The sequence below is a fragment of the Saccharomonospora sp. NPDC046836 genome, assembly GCF_040645195.1.
Classification (GTDB): domain Bacteria; phylum Actinomycetota; class Actinomycetes; order Mycobacteriales; family Pseudonocardiaceae; genus Prauserella_A.
In genome coordinates this window covers 65,743-82,947 of record NZ_JBEYXW010000022.1, presented here as the reverse complement: position 1 = coordinate 82,947, position 17,205 = coordinate 65,743, and the positions used below count along the sequence as shown (strand labels likewise).

Annotated in this window: 16 protein-coding genes and 2 pseudogenes; 12 read left to right on the top strand and 6 right to left on the bottom strand. The window is 68.0% G+C overall.

Annotated elements, in window-relative coordinates; all coding sequences use genetic code 11:
• Nucleotides 1-236: 236 nt before the first annotated feature.
• From ABZ863_RS23620 to ABZ863_RS23580, 9 genes are all read left to right on the top strand, one after another.
• Nucleotides 237-1,751, top strand: coding sequence for an ABC transporter substrate-binding protein (locus ABZ863_RS23620; protein WP_358539318.1), 1,515 nt, complete (start codon nt 237-239; stop codon nt 1,749-1,751).
• Nucleotides 1,748-2,788: an ABC transporter permease gene (locus ABZ863_RS23615; RefSeq protein WP_358539316.1), complete on the top strand. Its 1,041-nt coding sequence runs from the start codon at nt 1,748-1,750 to the stop codon at nt 2,786-2,788. Before ABZ863_RS23620 ends, ABZ863_RS23615 begins: the two co-directional genes overlap by 4 nt.
• Nucleotides 2,785-4,791 (top strand): dipeptide/oligopeptide/nickel ABC transporter permease/ATP-binding protein, encoded by a 2,007-nt coding sequence (locus ABZ863_RS23610; RefSeq protein ID WP_358539313.1) that lies wholly within the window; start codon nt 2,785-2,787, stop codon nt 4,789-4,791. The genes ABZ863_RS23615 and ABZ863_RS23610 overlap by 4 nt, the downstream gene beginning before the upstream one ends.
• On the top strand, nt 4,788-5,813 hold the full coding sequence (locus ABZ863_RS23605) for an oligopeptide/dipeptide ABC transporter ATP-binding protein (protein WP_358539310.1): 1,026 nt from the start codon (nt 4,788-4,790) through the stop codon (nt 5,811-5,813). The genes ABZ863_RS23610 and ABZ863_RS23605 overlap by 4 nt, the downstream gene beginning before the upstream one ends.
• Entirely contained in the window at nt 5,810-7,042 is a 1,233-nt protein-coding gene (locus tag ABZ863_RS23600) for an MFS transporter (RefSeq protein WP_358539307.1), read from the top strand. Before ABZ863_RS23605 ends, ABZ863_RS23600 begins: the two co-directional genes overlap by 4 nt.
• Nucleotides 7,039-8,442 (top strand): amidase, encoded by a 1,404-nt coding sequence (locus tag ABZ863_RS23595; RefSeq protein WP_358539304.1) that lies wholly within the window; start codon nt 7,039-7,041, stop codon nt 8,440-8,442. Before ABZ863_RS23600 ends, ABZ863_RS23595 begins: the two co-directional genes overlap by 4 nt.
• 71 nt (nt 8,443-8,513) lie before the next feature.
• Entirely contained in the window at nt 8,514-9,497 is a 984-nt protein-coding gene (locus ABZ863_RS23590; protein ID WP_358539302.1) for an alpha/beta hydrolase, read from the top strand.
• A gap of 141 nt (nt 9,498-9,638) precedes the next feature.
• On the top strand, nt 9,639-10,505 hold the full coding sequence (locus ABZ863_RS23585) for a VOC family protein (protein WP_358539299.1): 867 nt from the start codon (nt 9,639-9,641) through the stop codon (nt 10,503-10,505).
• Between the two features lie 95 nt (nt 10,506-10,600).
• Nucleotides 10,601-11,497, top strand: coding sequence for an LLM class F420-dependent oxidoreductase (locus tag ABZ863_RS23580; RefSeq protein WP_358539296.1), 897 nt, complete (start codon nt 10,601-10,603; stop codon nt 11,495-11,497).
• A 178-nt stretch (nt 11,498-11,675) separates the two neighbouring features.
• On the opposite strand, the gene ABZ863_RS23575 is transcribed toward ABZ863_RS23580, so the two are convergent.
• The 4 genes and pseudogenes from ABZ863_RS23575 to ABZ863_RS23560 form a co-directional block, all read right to left on the bottom strand.
• Nucleotides 11,676-11,861, bottom strand: a complete 186-nt coding sequence (locus ABZ863_RS23575) for a hypothetical protein (RefSeq protein WP_358539294.1) — start codon at nt 11,859-11,861, stop codon at nt 11,676-11,678.
• Between the two features lie 187 nt (nt 11,862-12,048).
• The gene (locus ABZ863_RS23570; RefSeq protein WP_358539292.1) at nt 12,049-12,828 is read right to left on the bottom strand and encodes a terpene synthase family protein; all 780 of its coding nucleotides are present in this window, start codon (nt 12,826-12,828) and stop codon (nt 12,049-12,051) included.
• A gap of 228 nt (nt 12,829-13,056) precedes the next feature.
• The gene (locus tag ABZ863_RS23565) at nt 13,057-13,182 is read right to left on the bottom strand and encodes a hypothetical protein (RefSeq protein WP_358539289.1); all 126 of its coding nucleotides are present in this window, start codon (nt 13,180-13,182) and stop codon (nt 13,057-13,059) included.
• A 50-nt stretch (nt 13,183-13,232) separates the two neighbouring features.
• A pseudogene (locus ABZ863_RS23560) lies at nt 13,233-13,675 on the bottom strand (endonuclease); the annotation flags it as partial.
• Nucleotides 13,676-13,904: 229 nt separating this feature from the next.
• Between ABZ863_RS23560 and ABZ863_RS23555 the strand changes: the two are divergent.
• Both ABZ863_RS23555 and ABZ863_RS23550 read left to right on the top strand, forming a co-directional pair.
• A pseudogene (locus ABZ863_RS23555) lies at nt 13,905-14,093 on the top strand (endonuclease); the annotation flags it as partial.
• Nucleotides 14,094-14,287: 194 nt separating this feature from the next.
• Nucleotides 14,288-14,869 (top strand): hypothetical protein, encoded by a 582-nt coding sequence (locus tag ABZ863_RS23550; protein ID WP_358539286.1) that lies wholly within the window; start codon nt 14,288-14,290, stop codon nt 14,867-14,869.
• Between the two features lie 123 nt (nt 14,870-14,992).
• Here the strand turns inward: ABZ863_RS23550 and ABZ863_RS23545 are convergent, their stop codons facing one another.
• A complete protein-coding gene (locus ABZ863_RS23545; protein WP_358539283.1) occupies nt 14,993-15,370 on the bottom strand; it encodes an Lsr2 family protein in 378 nt (125 codons plus the stop codon).
• 510 nt (nt 15,371-15,880) lie between these two features.
• Here ABZ863_RS23545 and ABZ863_RS23540 point away from each other — a divergent pair.
• Complete coding sequence (locus tag ABZ863_RS23540; RefSeq protein WP_358539281.1) at nt 15,881-16,603, top strand: WhiB family transcriptional regulator; 723 nt, start codon at nt 15,881-15,883, stop codon at nt 16,601-16,603.
• Here the strand turns inward: ABZ863_RS23540 and ABZ863_RS23535 are convergent.
• On the bottom strand, nt 16,600-17,124 hold the full coding sequence (locus tag ABZ863_RS23535; protein WP_358539278.1) for a hypothetical protein: 525 nt from the start codon (nt 17,122-17,124) through the stop codon (nt 16,600-16,602). The two genes, ABZ863_RS23540 and ABZ863_RS23535, sit on opposite strands and share 4 nt — an antisense overlap.
• Between the last annotated feature and the right edge of the window lie 81 nt (nt 17,125-17,205).

The window sequence follows — 17,205 nt, the reverse complement described above, 5'->3', positions numbered from 1 at the left end:
ACCGCATCTACGGCAGCGTAGCGATGAACTGCACAATACAGATTCGGAATTCCCCCGGGCTCCTCCGCGAAATGGGATATACCCGGCCGCGGATCTCGATTTGCTGAGCCTTCACGAACGCACGTTGACCCGAACGACGACCGGCATTTGCCAGCCCCGAACCCTGGCAGGCCATCACGAGAGTGGAGCAGAGCTCGATGGTGCGACGATCACTGAAGCCAGCCATAGTGCCATTCTTGGCAGCCGCGTTGCTCCTGGCGTCCTGCGGGACGTCGTCAGACGACGCCGGTGGGTCGAGCGCCGCCGGCGACCGCACCCTCACGATCGGTGCCGCAGCTGCTCCGTTCCCCAACCTGAACCCGGCCCAGGCACTGTTCGCCAGCTACCTGCCGCTGACCAACCAGAGCATTCTCACGCTGGAGGAGGACGGCACGATCAGCCCCGGGCTCGCGGAGTCCTTCGGGTACGTGGGTGAGGGCAACACCACCTTCCAGTTGACGTTCCGCCAGGACGCGAAGTTCTCCGACGGATCGCAGGTCAACGCGGCCGCCGCGAAGACGTGGTTCGAGTACATGGCGGCGACCCCGGGCCCGTTCCAGGCCGCGCTGAAGGTCGGTTCGGTCGATGTCGTCAGCGAATGGGAGGTCAGGCTCAACCTGGCCGAGGCCAATCCGCTGGTTCCGTGGGTTCTCTCGTCCTGGACCCAGGGCTGGGGTGGGATCGCATCACCGAACGCGGTCGCCGACCCCGACGGCCTGGCGACGAACCCCGCGGGGGCCGGGCCGTACAAGCTCGACCCCGCCGAAACCGTCACCGGTGACCACTACACGTTCGTCCCGAACGAGTTCTACTTCGACGCGGACAGCCGCACGCGCTGGGACAAGGTCGTCTACCGGGTCATCTCGAACCCCTCGACGCTCCTGCAGGCGGTTCAGACCGGCCAGGTCGACATGTACCTGGCCGGAGGAACGACCTTCCCCACGGTCAAGACCGCCGAGAGCTCCGGAATGGCCACGGCGAGCTTCGTCGGGAACACCGACCTGCTCTTCTTCGGGAACCTGGAGACCGGCCCCTTCAGCGACATCCGGGTGCGGCAGGCCGTCAACTACGCGCTCGACCGGGAGAGCATCAATCAGGTGACGAACGTCGGGTACGGCACTCCGACGAGCGCCCTGACGACCCTCGACGGGGACAGTGCAGACCTGCGCGGCCGCTACGGTCACGATCCGGAGCGGGCGCGGGCGCTGCTGGCGGAGGCCGGCTACCCGAACGGCTTCGCCACGAACACCTCGTGCGCCGCGACGAACCTCACGCAGTGCCAGGCGATCGCGCAGTCCCTAATGGACATCGGGATCACCATGAAGATCGAGGTCGATCAGACCAGCTCTCAGCTACAGCTCTTCCAGAGCGGGCAGCGGGAGACATTCGTCGCGCTGTGGCCGGTCAACTACAACCTGTTCAACTACGCCTCGTTCTGGGGTGGCAAGGCGACGTTCCGGGTGTCGACGCCGGAGTGGAACGACCCGGAGATCGACGCCGCGTTTCAGAAGGCCCTCACCGCACCCGCGGACGAGTCGATCGCCCTGATGCACCAGGTCGTCGAGCGTGCTCAGGAGCAGGCCTACTTCGCCCCGGTCTTCGACATCGACCAGATCTTCGTCTACGACCCGGACAAGATCGCACCGATCGCGAGTTCGGACTCCCGGTTCGCGTACTCCATGGCACGGCTGAACCTCGTGGAACCGAAGTGACCAGCGCGAAACTGGACGTCGCTCCCGGCGAACCGTCTCCCGGCCCGCTGAGGTGGGCGTACGGCTCGGCGCACCGATGGCTCGGCCGGCACTGGCTGCTCGGAACGATGCTGCGCCGGGCCCTGACCCTGGTCCCGCTGCTCCTCGCCGCGAGCGCGATCAACTTCATCCTGATCTCGTTCATCCCAGGCGACGCCGCGCGCGACATCCTCGGCGACCAGGCCTCCGCCGAGGCGTACGCGGCCCTGCGGCAGGAGCTCGGCCTGGACCTTCCACTGTGGAACCAGTACACGAACTGGCTCGGGGCCGCCGTGCGCGGCGATCTCGGAACCTCGCTGGCCACGAACGAGGACGTCGTGTCGGTCATCACCGAGCGGCTGCCGGTCACGCTGTGGCTCATGGTGGGCGCGCTGCTGGTCATCGCGGTCGCCGGAATCGTCGTCGGCGTGCTGAGCGCAGTGCGGCGCAACTGGATCTCCCGGCTGATCGACATCGTGGCCATGATCGGTTTCGCCACGCCGTCGTTCTGGATCGGGGCACTGCTGATCAGCTGGCTCAGCGTGAGCCTCGGCCTGCTGCCCGCGTCCGGCTACGTCGCGTTCGGCGACGGCGCCGACCTCTGGCTGCAGTCTCTGATCCTGCCCGTCGCCGCACTCGGTCTCAGCTCGACGGCGACCGTCGCCAAGCAGGTGCGCGAGGCGATGGCCGAGATCATGGGGAGCGAGTACGTCCGGATGGCGCTGGCCAGCGGGGTCAGCTACCCGTCCATCATCTTCCGGCACGCGCTGAAGAACGCCGCGCCGCGCGCCGTCACGGTCATCGGCCTGAGCGCGGTGAGCCTGGTCGGAGGTGCGGTGCTGGTCGAGGCACTGTTCGCGCTCCCGGGCCTGGGCCTGCTGTCGGTCACGTCGGTGCAGAAGCACGACCTCCCGATGATCCAGGGCCTGATCGTCTATTTCGCCGTGATGGTCGTGGCGATCAACGTCCTCGTCGACGTGAGCTACGCCTGGTTGAACCCGAAGGTGCGTAAGGGATGACCGAGACCCAAGCTCTTATGGCAACGCTGAACGCCTCGCCCCGCCGGGCACCCGCGCCCCGACTCTGGCGCCGGCTGCTCCGCAAGCCCGAAGCCGTCGTGTCGATCGTCTTCCTGGGGGTGGTCACGGCGATCGGCGTCATCTATCCCAGGCTGCGGCCGGACGTCGTCACGCAGTTCGCCGGCGACGCGACCGGGATGCTGTCCGGTCCGAGCTCAGCGCATTGGCTGGGCACGGACGGACTGGGGCGGGACGTCTTCGAACGGCTGCTCGCGGGCGCCGGGCCGACGATGGAGGGGGTGGGGATCACCGTTCTCGTCGTCCTGCTCCTGGGTATGCCCATCGGGATGATCGCCGGCTTCTTCGGCGGCAGGGTCGACGCGATGATCAACTGGGGTTCCGATCTGGTGCTCTCGTTGCCCGGCCTGATCATCCAGCTCGTGGTGCTCGCCGTCTACCCGGCGAACCAGTGGTTGGCGATGGGCGCCTTCGGCATTCTCTACGCCCCTCGGCTGGCACGGATCGTCAGGTCCGTCGCGCTCTCCGTCCGGGAGGAGCTGTACGTCGACGCCGCCATCGTGTCCGGCGTCAGCTGGACGTTCATCCTGACGCGACACGTCCTGCCGCGTGTGACGGGATCGGTCGTCGTACAGATGGCGATCGTCGCGGGCATCGCCCTGCAGGTCCAGACGGGCCTGGCCTTCCTGGGTCTGCTCGTGCCCGCCCCCGCGCCGAGCTGGGGTGGTCTGATCGCGGACGGCATCTCGAACATCGCCCTGCAACCGTGGCTGATCTGGCCCGCCGGGCTGGCGACGGTGCTCACCACCCTCGCGTTCGGCGTGCTCGCCGACTCCCTGCGGGACGCCGGCGCGGAGGGCTGGTCCCGGCAGGGCAGCAGGCTGCTGCTCGCGGCCCGCAGACGGCCCGCGAGCGGATCGGGGAAGCCGGCGGTCGGAGCGGCACCGCCGGAGGACGCCGGTCCCGGGAGCGATGTGCTGCTCGCGGTCGAGGACTTCGGTGTCGCGGTGACCAAGCCGAGCGGCGGAGAAACACTGCTCGTCGAGGGGGTCCGGTTCGAGGTCGCGCCCGGCGAGATCGTCGGTCTGGTCGGCGAGTCGGGCTGCGGCAAGACGACGACGGCGACCGCGGTGATGGGGCTGCTGCCGGACGGGGCGCACGTCACGTCGGGCCACATCTGGTACGGCGGACGCGACCTCACCGCCCTCTCCGAAGCCGAGCTGCGGCGGATCCGGGGCAAGGAGATCGCCCTGGTCTCGCAGGAGCCGATGGTGAGCCTCAACCCTGCGTTCCGGATCGGCTGGCAGTTGGCGGAGGTGGTGCGGCGCCACCAGTCCGGGCTGAGTCGGGCCGACGCCGAGCGGCGGGCCGTCGATCTCCTGCGCAGCGTGCACCTGCCCGATCCCGAGCAGGTCGCGCGCCGCTACCCCCACGAGCTGTCCGGTGGCATGGCCCAGCGCGTCTCCATCGCCCGGGCGCTCGCCGGTGACCCGGACCTCCTGATCGCGGACGAGCCGACCACGGCGCTCGACGTGACGGTGCAGGCCGAGATTCTCGATCTGCTCCGCGAGATCCGCCACGAGCGCGGAATGGCGATCCTGCTGATCACGCACGACTGGGGTGTCCTCGCGGACATGTGCGACAGGGCCGTCGTCATGTACGCAGGCCAGGTGGTGGAGGACGCGTCGATCGAGGCCGTCTTCACGCGCCCGTTGCACCCCTACACGACGGCCCTGCTCGAGGCGAACCCACAGCACGGGGCAGCCGAGGAGATGCTCCCGACGATTCCGGGCGTCGTGCCGTCGCCGGGTGACTGGCCGGTCGGCTGTCACTTCGAGGAGAGATGCGGCCACGCGACGGCGGCCTGTGGCGAGCACGGCGTCCCACTCGAGATACCTGCGCCGGGGCGGCTGTGTCGATGCATCCACGTCGACCGGCCGGCTCTCCTGACCCTGGAGACGGTGGACCACGGAGGGGAACGATGACAGCGGTCGCCGCTGAACGTGAAGTACTGCTGGACGTCGCCGGGCTCTCGGTGCACTACCGGGGCGAGGCGGGGGCCGGGGTCGTCCGGGCCGTCGACGACGCGTCGTTGCAAGTGCGGGAGTTCGAGACCGTCGGGCTCGTCGGCGAGTCCGGCTCGGGCAAGACGACGATCGGTCGTGCGGTGCTCGGCCTGGCTCCGGTCGCCGGGGGCGAGATCTCCTTCGCCGGCGAGCAGCTGACGCGGGCGTCCGCGCGGAAGCGGAGACTGCTGTGCGCGGACCTGCAGGTGATCTTCCAGGACCCGTACAGCAGCCTCAACCCGGCTCGGAAGATCGGCCAGACGCTGGCCGAGCCCTTCAGGGCCAAGCACCGACGCAGCCCGGCGGAGGGCGTGGAGCACAAGGTCGGCCGGGCACTGGAGAAGGTCGGCCTGGATCCGGAGGTCGCCGACCGCTATCCGTACCAGTTCTCCGGAGGTCAGCGTCAGCGCATCGCGATCGCCCGCGCGCTCGTCACCGATCCGCGGCTCATCATCTGCGATGAGCCGGTCAGCTCCCTGGACCTCTCCGTCCAGGCGCAGGTCCTGAACCTACTGCGGACGCTCCAGACCGAACTCGGGCTGAGCTACCTGTTCGTCTCGCACGACCTGGCCGTGGTGCGGCACGTCTCGCACCGCATCGTGATCCTCTACCGCGGCCGGGTGATGGAGGAGGGGCCCGCCGACGCCGTCTACGCCGCACCGGCCCATCCCTACACACGCATCCTCCTGGCGGCGGCCCCGATCCCGGATCCCGCGGAGCAGCGGCGACGGCGGGCGGACGCCGCGGCGACTCGCAACGAACGGATGCACAAGGCGGTGACAGCGGTCGGGGCCGGCTGTCCCTTCGCCGCTCGGTGCGCGCACGCCACGGCGGTGTGCGAGGCAGAGCAACCGGACATGGAGACCTTGGCGAACGGGGTCCGGGTCGCCTGTCACCACTGGCGCGAGCTCCGCTCAGTGGAGCACGGAGGACGGCGATGAAGGCATTCTACGTAGCGATCTATCTACCTCCGTTCATCTTCGCGTTGGGACAGGGGGCGATTCTCCCCGTACTGGCGGACCTCACCGTGTCGCTCGGCGGGAGCCTCGCGGTCAGCGGCATCGTCGCGGGCGGGATCCTGATCGGCACGCTGCTCGGCGACCTCCCCGGCGGGATGATCGTCAGTCGCTTCGGTGAGCAGCGGGCGATGCTGATGTCCGCGGTCGTGAGCCTCGGCGCGGCCGTCGTGTGTCTCACCGCCGCGAGCTGGGTCCAGCTCGCCATCGGCGTGATGGTGCTGGGTTTCTCGGGCGCGACCTTCGGACTCGCCCGGCACACCTACATGACGGTGATGGTCCCCTACGAGCGCCGAGCCCGGTCGCTGTCCCTCCTGGGCGGATCCATGCGCATTGGCCTGTTCCTCGGGCCGTGGCTGGCCGTGGGCCTCATCAGCACCCTCGGCACGCAGTCGGTGTTCTACGTACACATCGCCGCCTGCCTGAGCGTGATCGCGGTGCTGCTCCTGCTCCCTGACCCGGAGAGCTTCCCGGCTCCGGGGGGAGCGGAGCATCCCCGCAAGGCCCCGCCGCCTTCCCCTTCGGCCGTGACCTCGGTGCGGGCCCATCGGCACGTGCTGCTGCGCCTCGGGCCGGGCGTCTCGATGCTCGCCGCGATCCGCGCGTCGAAGACGATCCTCATCCCGCTCTGGGGCGTCCACATCGGACTGTCCGCGCAGCAGACCGCGCTCATCGTAGGCATTTCGGCGGGCGTCGAGCTGATCCCGTTCTACGCGTCGGGCCAGATCATGGACAGGTTCGGGCGGCTGGGGGCCATCCTGCCCTGCCTGATCGGCCTCGCGGCCTGCCACGTGGCACTCCCGTTCGCCTACTCGTTCGAGTCCCTCCTCGTCGTCGCGGTCCTGCTCGGCTTCGTGAACGGGATAGGCAGCGGCATCCAGCTCACGCTCGGCTCGGACATCGCCCCCACCGCAGCACCCGCGAAAGTCCTCGCGGCGTGGCGGATCTTCGGCGACTCCGGCTCGGCCGCTGCGCCGCTCGTCGTGTCCTGGCTGATCGCCGTGGCGTCGCTGCCGTTCGCCACGCTCACGCTCGCCGGGGTCGGGTTCGTGGGCGCCGGCCTCCTGACGCGGTACGTGCCCCGGTTCACAGGGCGGAACAAACGAAAGGCGGACAAGGTGGCGGCGGAACCGGTGGGCGGTGCATCAGCATGATCGTGACGACACTCCCGCTGAGCGCGGTGGTCACGCACTTCGTGACCGGACTGCTCACCCCGTCCGAAGCCGTGGCCTGGCACCGGGAGCGGATCGCTCGGCTCGACCCGTCGCTGCGGTCGGTGGTCACGCTGAACCCGCGTGCCGAGGAGGAGGCGCGGGCAGCCGATGCCCGGTGGGCCCGGGGCAAGGCCCGCAGCGAGCTGGACGGCGTGCCCTTCCTCGCCAAGGACAACCTCTTCACGAAGGGCCTGCGGACGACGTGGGGCTCGGCGCTATACGAGGACTTCGTGCCGGATCACGACGAGCTCGTCGTCGCCAGGCTCCGGGACGCGGGTGCCGTACTGCTGGGCAAGACCAACACGCCGGAGTTCGCGGCCTACGGGCACACCAGGAACCGGCTCTTCGGGGTCACCCGGAACCCCTGGAACCCCGAGCTGACCGCCGGCGGGTCCAGCGGCGGCTCGGCCGCGGCGGTCGCCGCGGGCTTCGCGGCGTTCGCCCTGGGGACCGACGCGGGTGGTTCGGTCCGGCGGCCGGCGGCGCACAACGGGGTCGTCGGCTTCAAGCCGTCGCCGGGCCGGGTTCCGCGGGGCGGGGGCTTCCCGGTCTGGCTCGGTGACCTCGACGTGGTGGGGCCGATCACCCGGTCGGTGGCGGATCTCGACGTGGTGCTGCGGGTGATCGCGCAACCGGAGCCGGGCTCAACGGACCTGGCGCCCTGGACCTGCGGGATCATCGGCGACGGGGCCCCCAAAACCATTCACGTCGCGCGGGCCGTCAACGACCTGCCGGTTGATCCCCGGCTGCAGGACGCCGTGAGCGGCGTGGCCCGCCTCCTCAGCGGGCTGGGGCATCACGTCCGCGTCGGCGAGCTCCGCATAGATCTTGCCGAGCTGAGCGAGCTCGGCGGGCTGCTGAGCCGTCCGGTGGTCGCGGAGCTCGTGGCGGAGTTCCCCGACTTCGCCGACCGCGTCGACGATTACAGCCTGCGAAGGCTCGTCGCCGCGCAGGAGGGCGCGGCGGTCGACGAGCCGGACATCGCCCGGCGGTACGCGCGGTACCGGGACGAGATCGAGCGCACCTTCGGCGATGCCGACGTGATCCTGACACCGACAACCGCGGCCCAGGCCTGGGACGCCGAGCAGGACTACCCGGATGTCATCGCGGGCCGGGCCGCGGGTCCCCGTGATCACGCCGCCTTCACCGGCTGGGTCAACGCCGCCCTGCTACCCGCGATCAGCATCCCGGCTGGGGTGGACGACGACGGCCTGCCGATCGGCGTGCAGCTCGTCGCGCGGCGAGGGGCGGACGAGATGCTGGTCGCCCTGGCGGCCGAGGTCGAGCGGACGAAGGACGACAACGCCGAGCCCCTCCCCCGCTCTGGAACCGGCCGGTGAGCGGCCGGCCCGTCGCCGCCGGCCCCGGAGGCGATCCCGAACCCGATCACGCAGCAGAGAGGAGCGCCTCCGTGGCACTCACCGCAGAGCACCTGATCTCCGTCCCCGGCCTACTCAGCCGGTGGGTCCGGCTACCCAACGGCGTCAAGTCCCACTACGTGACCTCCGGCGAAGACGGTCCGGCGGTCATCCTGATCCACGGCGGCATCGCCGGTTCGAGTGGGACCGCGGGCTTCCGCCACATGGCCCCGTTCCTCGGGGCTCGGGGCTTCCGCGTCTACTGTCCGGACCTCCCTGGTTTCGGCCTGACGACCGGCCCGATCGAGGAGTACGAGCCCGGCTTCTCCGGGATCGTCGACTACCTCCACGACTTCGCCTCCGCCCTCTGCCTGGACAGGTTCTTCATCGGCGGCAACTCGATGGGCTGCTCGGCCTCGCTCATGTACATGGTCGCGCACCCGGAGCGCGTGAAGGGCGCCGCGCTGATCGCCGGGAACATCGGTGACCACCTGCACTGGCAGGAGATGGCCGCGGTAGATCCGCGTACCCCGGAGGAGAAGCCACCCGCGGTCCCGTTCGACGGCTCCGAGGACAGCATGCGCCGGCTGATGAGCACCATCATCCTCGACGCCGACCAGATCACCGACGACCTCGTCGCGATGCGGACGCACGCCGCCAACCTGCACAAGGATGCCTACGCCCGGGTGATGGGCGGTGTCGGGGCCGAGTACCGCGGCACACTGGACGCCAACGTCAAGGCCCGGCTCCGGATGCGGGGCAGGCTGGAGGACCTGACCATCCCGACGGTCTACGTGTACGGCCGCGAGGACGTCGTGCTCGCCGTCGAGGCAGGCTACGCGCAGGAGGACCTGCTGCCCAACTTCCAGTTCTTCTACCCGGAGAAGACCGGTCACCAGGCCCAGACCGACTCACCGGAGCTGATCAACCAGCTCTTCCTCGAGTTCTTCCGGGACGGCCGGGTCAGCCGGGCCACCGCCGCCGCGGCCGGCGTGTCCGGGCGCAGGCCACCGCTGCCGAACCTCGTCGAGGCGTGACCCGGCACTCGCAGCTCCTCCCATCCACCGCCGAGCCATCCGGAACCGCGCGCTGAGCACCTAATGCCCAGGCGCGAGCCCGAGACGAGGCACCCGTACCAACTGCTCACATCACCGGTCTCAGGAGAGGAACGCACGGTCATGGACATTCAACTCGGCTACCTGTCGCTCGGCGTCAGCGACCTGGAGGCATGGGTGTCGTTCACCCGCGACTTCGCCGGTGCGGAGGTGTCCGATCTGGACGGAACGGACAGCAGGCTAGTCCGGATCGACGACCACCGGTTCCGCTACCTGCTCAGCCCCACCGGTGAGGACGACGTCCGCGAGATCGGGTGGGAGGTGCCGGACCCGGCGGCGTTGGACCTGGTGCGCAGTCGGTTGGGCACACGCGGCCACCCCTACAAGCAGGCCGAGTTCGACGCCGAGACGGCGCTGCACCCTCGCGACCGGATCGTCTTCGAGGACCCGAACGGCGTCCGGTCGGTGGCCTACATCGCCCCGCACAAGCCGAAGCAGAAGGTCGACCTCGGCCTGGGCCACGAGGGGTTCGTAACCGGCCGCCAGGGCGCCGGGCACATCCTGTTGTTCGCGGAGTCGCTGACCGAGTCGGTCGAGTTCTACCGTGAGGTCCTCGACTTCCGGATCTCCGACTACTGCGTGACCAACCCCTCGTCCGCGGGCGTGGTGTTCCTGCGGTGCAACCCGCGCCACCACACCCTCGCGCTGGTCGAGGCCCCGAGCCTCCCCCGACTCAACCACATGATGTTCCAGTGCACCTCGATCGACGACGTCGGATACGCCCTCGACCGGGCCAGGGCCCAGGGGCTCAAGGTCGTCCAGGAGTTCGGCAGGCACAGCAACGACCTGATGCTCTCCTTCTACGTGGAGTCCCCTTCCGGGTTCGAGGTGGAGTACGGCTGGGGCGGCCTTGAGGTCGACGAGGCGGACTGGACCGTCAAGACCTTCGACCACGTGAGCGTCTGGGGCCACCAGCGACCCTTCGGCTGACCAGGGCCTATGAGCTCGGGTCACCGCCACGCGGCCGCCGGCCGAGCTCGATTCGTCGCACAGAAGACACAGAAGACAAGGAGATCGGCAACGTCATGCAGCTGGGCGTGGTCCTGCCACAGACCGAGTTGGGAGCCTCACCCACCGCCGTGCGTCGTTACGCGACCGAAGTCGAGCGCCTCGGCTATGGGCACGTGCTGGCCTACGACCACGTGGTCGGGGCCGATCGCCGCGTCCACGACCGCTGGCGAGCGAACACCTACGACGTCGATTCGGCGTTCTTCGAACCGTTCGTGGTCTTCAGCCACATCGCTGCGATCACCACCCTCGATCTCGTCACAGCGGTGATCATCCTTCCGCAGCGACAGACAACGCTGGTCGCCAAGCAGGCCGCCACACTCGACGTCCTGAGCGAGGGTCGCCTGCGGCTCGGGGTCGGGATCGGGTGGAACGCGGTCGAGTACGAGGCCCTCGGGGAGCGGTTCTCCTTGAGAGCTCGCAAGTTCGAGGAACAGATCGAGCTCCTCCGACTGCTGTGGAGCCGGCCCTCCGTCACGTTCCAGGGCGAGTTCCACCGTGTCGTCGGGGCCGGCATCAACCCCCTCCCCCTTCGCCGTTCAATCCCCCTCCTCGTCGGGGGATCGGCTCCGGTGGCGCTGCGTCGTGCCGGACGCGTCGCCGATGGCTGGATACCGAACGTGCCCGTCGGCGACGGACTCCGTCAGGCGATCGACATCGTCCACGAGGCGGCGGTCGAGGCGGGGCGTGACCCCGCCTCGCTGAGCATGTACGGACGCGTGACCTTCCGTGGGGACATTGCGGAGTTGATCGACGCCGCGCACGAATGGCGCGAGTTGGGGGCCACCCACCTCTCCGTGGACACGATGGGCGCGTCGCTGATGACGGTTGACGACCACCTCGCCGTGCTCGGGGAGTTCCTCGGGGCTGCTGGCGGGCTCCGGCCGGAGTCCGAACAGCGGCAGCATTCGTGATCGTCGCCGGTCGGCCCGGCACACAGAAGACGTCACCGTCCGGACCCCCGACAGCACTACCCCGGGTCCCGGTCGATCCGGATGTCGACCACGTCCAGCCCGTCGGCGCGCAGGCGCTCGGCTGCCCGCTCGTCCCGGGCGCCGACCTTGCGTTCCTCACTCATGAGTCATCCCTCGTCTACATCACCGAGGCCTCCCCCGGCGTGGTCCCTCGGCCGGTATCCGGACAGATGTCGTCGGGGTCGGTGGTGGCCAGGCGGTGCGGGCCGGGCCGGTACCCCGACGGGAACAGCGGGCCGCGTTCCCGGCCGGCGATCAGCCGGGGCAAGAGATGGGCGGTGTCGGCGCCCCATGTGATCCACATGATGTCGCCGCCCTCGGCGGTCCTTGTTCTCTCGCCGCCGTCCGTCGCGGCGACGTTGCTCCTTTGAGGATCGCCACGAATCCATTCAGCTCTTTGTCGAGGTCCGTCAGGCTGTGTATACGCGTAGTCTTCGCGTGAGCGGCGGTGAGGTCTGTTGCGTGAGTCTATTGTGGTGCGTGGCGAGCGTTTATGTATGTGTTGCCTGATTGGGCGGTGCTGGTGTGAGTTTTCCGTAGCGTCGTCCGACACGCCGCATCATGGTCAACCACCGCTCGGTGCCCCCTTGCAGGTGTTTCATGGCTGTGCTCAGTTCGGGATTGATCGCCCCGATCTCGTCCAGCGCGCCTGCCATCTTGTCCTCGAACTCGTGGAAGTATTCGATGGTCCTGGCCACAGCTTGCGGAAAGTCGATCCCTTCTGCCCGCTCGATGATTCGGGTGATGTTGGTGTACTGGCAGATTTCCTGATATCTCCTGTTGAGGTTGCAGAGATCCAACAGGATTCCCGTGGCTATCCCGCAGTATTTTATCGCTTGTTCAAACGCGGGGTGATCGTGGATTTCCAGCAAGGGTTCACGGAGATCGGGGTCTACATGGGCCGCGAAGTAGACCATGGCTGGCATGGCGTCGTTCCACCTTCGAAGGTCGAAGTACTCGTCGACGGTCATCGACTTCCGCTGAATCTCGATCGCGCGGATGCTGATGGTGGCCTCGAGATACTTGCGCAGGGAGAACTTTGCGAGGTCCAACACCCGGGAGTCCCAGCTTTCCGACGCGAACAGCTCCCAGATCGCCCTGAACCGTGCGTCGGCTGCTGGTTCCCCTTCCAGAGCGATCCGGTACATGCCGGCCCAATCGTGGATGGACGAGAGGCTTGTACTGTTGTCCATGATGTCATCGACGATTACCCAGGTGGCATACATCCTGGCCGTCATTTTCATCAGTTCCGGCCGGCCGGTTGGATACACGTACGAGACGTAATGTGCTCCGCACGCCACATAGAAACCTTCATGCTCGTCGTGGTCTCTTTTGACGGCGGGGTGGATGAATCGATCGTAATACTCCTGTACGTCGCGATTGATCTCGTCGAGGTCAGGGTGGATAGGCCGGGGAACCGGGAGGTCACCTCGGGGACCATGTAGTGGGCCTCTGCCGTCATCGTTACTCCGATCATCACGCTTGGGTGGTGAGGCGATCTATGCGAAAGGGTGGGCTGCCGGGCCGTTGTCCAGGGTCCAGCCTGGCGGTGTGGACCGGCTCGTCACGCCGGCTGTACTCATCACGACCTCCTCGCTGCGGGGCTGCACAGCGGTTGCGGTCATGGGGTGTTCCTCCACTTTGCCGGGCGTGGATCTCGCGGGCGTCCGATTCAGGAGAGCCGTCCCATGTAGGGGGCTGAGTCGTTGTCGATCTGGTCGTTGGGTTCGAGGTCGGCGAAACCGTCGTCGCCTTCATAGCGCACCGCCATGTACAGGATCATGCGTGCGACATCGCCTTTGACTTCGTCGCGTGGTTCGAAGGAGTCGCTATCGGTGTGGTTGCCGGGTGCACCATCGACTTCGCTGCCGCCGTTGTCGAAGTCTTTGTTGCTGCGGATGTTGTTGGCCCGAGCATTCGTGGGCGCAGGTGGTGCAGATCGGTTCCGGGGCCGATCGAGGTCCCGGAGTCGCCGTGGGATTTGGCCCAGACATGCTCGCGGTTCCAGTCCCCGACGTTGCCGCCGTGCTGGCTTTGCGCTGGACTGTCCACTGTAGACATAAGGCCTTCGGTGCCGGCGTAGTAGTCCTCCTGCGCCACCGCGGGCGGCGCCAGCAGCCCCGCGGCGATTGCCAGGGCGGACAGGGCGCCCGCCAGTGTCCGCCGCGCATCTGTGCCCCCGTCTCCGCCAGGTAACCGCCCGACCTGGTGGTTACGTGATCGTGTGCGCCCTTTCACGCTCCCACAGGGCCGAGCGAGGCTAGTACCGACAAATGGTGTGAACCTCGTTGAACATCGGGTGACACGCACCGACACAGAGAGCAGCCAGGACGCCGAGGATTGCCCCGATGGCTTCGCCGACCTCGAACCCAACGACCAGGTCGACAACGGTTCAGCCCCCAATATGGGACGGCTCTCCGTCCTGCTCGAATGGCACGCCGCCGACCCGCCCGACGAATTCGAAAAGAACCGCAACACCATCATCTACGAGCAGTTCCAGCACAACCGCAACCTCTTCATCGACCACCCCGAATAGGTCAACGCCATCTGGTAACAGCCACCGGACCCGTCCTGCCAGGTTAATGGCTGGCAGCGGGCCGCAGGCGGTCGAGATCGTGCTGCGGTGGAGGGCCTGCATCGGAGCGAACCGTACGCCGGCAGTGCACCACCTGGTCAGCGGTCACATCGCCGGTGAGGTGTGGGTGACGCCCGACTGGCAGGCTCGCCGTCGTGGACGAGTTCGTGGGTGCCCAGCGACCAGCACAACTCATCACCGATCCCGCCGAGGCGCTACGGGCGCTCGAAGCGGTCGTTCCGAACCTGCCCGCCGCCCGACGGCCTGAACCCGCCGTCCTCGACTGGGCACTGATCGAGGGCAACCTGGGTACGTCCCTGCCCGCGGACTACAAGCTGCTCGCCGAGCACTATCCCCAGTTCGTCCTGGGCGACTTCCTGACGGTCCGAATCCCCGATCCCGGACAGGAGAACCGCTTTCCGTACAACGACGAGGCCATGGCCGATGAGTGGGAGGAGTGGTACGGGCTGCGCCCGTACCCGGCGCCCGGTGGATGGCTGCACTGGGGCGCGTCGAGCAGTGGTGACCACTTCCTGTGGACCACCTCCGGTGACCGACCGGAAGACTGGCCGGTCACCGTCCTGTCCCGCAGCGCCTGTTGGTGGCACTACACCAGCGGCGTCGTCCAGTTCCTCGCTGACTGGGTCCAGCGAACAGTGAAGCTGTGGAGCCTGCCACTACTGGGCACCGAGGTCGCCATCCGCGACGAATCCGGCAAGTACCGCGTCGTCACGTGAACCCTGGTGGACACCCCGTGGTTCCGGCGTGCTCTTTCTGTCGCACTCCCAGAACCGGGCAACGAGAGACGGAAATGTTTCCTATCTCGGCGGTCCAGTTCTCCGGTTTCTGCGCTGGTTCCGCTATTTCTTGCGGGCTGATCGGGAACGGGACTTCTTGGTCGCAGCGGGTGCCTGCTGTGCAGCGTCATGGGCGACGATGACGTCGGAGGGAAGGCGGCCTCGGTCGGAGATGGCCCAGCCGTTGTCCCGGGCCCAGGTTCGGATCGCCCACGTGCGCCCCCGATCGACGGTGGTCACAGGGGTGGCGGTTTGTGGTGTGGTCGAGCGCACTTTGCGACCTCCGGTGCGGCGCCCCACGTCAATGTAGCGGGCGAGCTCGCCGCGCAGGCGGGTGGCATTGTCATCGGACAGGTCGATTTCGTAAGCGACACCGTCCACAATGAACGGCACCGTCTGCGTGGCAGCCCCTCCGTCAATATCGTCGACCTGGACTTTCATCCAGAGCCAGCGGGCTCCTCACGACCGTCGGGCTGACAGGATTTGAACCTGCGACCCTTGACCCCCACAGGAGCCACTGAGCGAACCGCTTGGCAGTGTTTTCCGGGGTTGCTTCTGAGCATCTTCAACGAATGCGCCATTCTCGCCGCGAATCACCCTCAGCCGCGCTCCCCCGGTCTCGTCCCCGCGCCGCGTCTGTCGCGGGATCAAGCCGACCGCTGCGGTCGCGAGGTCCGCACCGTCTCCCCCGCCCTCGCCGGGGATGACCGTGAATTCGCGCTCGACCGGCAGCAGATCACGATCGCTCGCCGCACGGTGGTGATCAACTCACAGCCGGGGTCGATCCAGAGCGTGCGGCCGCGTGCGACGCCCTCGCCCGCGGGCGCCGGCGGGACTGGGTCGGCCTCGAACTCGTCCCGGACGACACACCCGAACACATGACCAAGAACATGCCCGTCATCCACCCCGGTTCGGCGACCGTCGACTGTGGATCGAAGTGGAGGTTCAGCCGTGACCGCCCTACTGCGTGTGCTCACTCTCCTGGCCGCCGTCGCCACCGCCGGCGCGCTGGCCTCCGCGCAGCTGTTCCTCGCCGCCGGTACCCGCCGCGGTCGGCATGCTCGGCACCGCCGTCACCGCGCTAGTTCTCTGGATCACCACATGACCGGCACCGACCTGCCCCGCATCCCCCGTTCGGTCCCCGACTGGCACGAACGCGGTGCGTGCAACCTGTTCCCCGAGCTGGTCGACGCGTGGCACGAAGCCAAGCCGAAAAGCCCACAGGCCCTCGCCTGCCGGATCATCTGCTCGGCCTGCCTCGTGCGCCAGCTGTGCGCCACCGAAGCCCTGGAGCGCGGTGAGCCGTGGGGCATCTGGGGTGGTCTCGACCGCGCCGACCGCAAGCAGGTCGCCACCGAACACGGCTACCCCGCGCCGGCCGTGCTGCCCGAGCACGGCACCAACTCCCACTACGCGAAGCACGAGTGCAGTTGCCCCGACTGCCGACGCGCCCACGCCGTCTACGAAGCCGAGCGCCGCGCCACTGCCCGCGAGAAGGCCCGCCGCCGTGACCTCTGGCGGCACGTCGAGGCCGTCGAGCAGCCGGTGCGCATCGGCCGCCGCTGGATCGGCCCCGGCCAACTCATGCTGCCGATCGCGCTGCCGTCACTCACCCTTCGCGTCGAGCGCACACGCAAGCGCCCGGCGAGCCTACGCCTGCAACTCGTCGCCTAGGACGATGCGACCCACAGCATCATCTCGGGCGACGAGACAGTACGGAACCTCCTATTCGCAGCGTCGGGCCGATCAATTACCCCAACCGTTACGTCGCCGAGCGCGGCGACTGTGACCCGGCGTTCGGGAAAGATCGCCCGCCAACCACGCACCGCATAACCATCAACCACCAACTCGGCAGGCTCCCACGGGGCACTCCCATCTGCCAACGCATCAGCAACTGCTTCGCGAGACTCCGTGCCGGCATCGTCTACTGCGAGCAAGGCCGAGCGTGCTGACGGCACGAGCGCCCCGTACGGCCCCTGCGGAATTTCGTCATCTGGATGCCGTTGCGGTCGACTCTGGATGATGACCTCGCCCACAGTGTCTGGGTTGATCACGAGGCCGACGTAGTCAAGCAGGCCGGAATCCTCCCTGCCGGGAATCGGATTCCACAAGCCCAGGTGGCCGGGCTGCGGTGGAACGTCGGCCACGGTCAGGACCGAGAAGTTCGGCACGAACGGAAGCGGTCGATCGGGCATCATGTTCCCCCCAGGGTTCGTTGGGCTGCGACTACCCCTAGCGTAGTAGGTGACGGTTGGCGACTGACATTGCCAATCGCC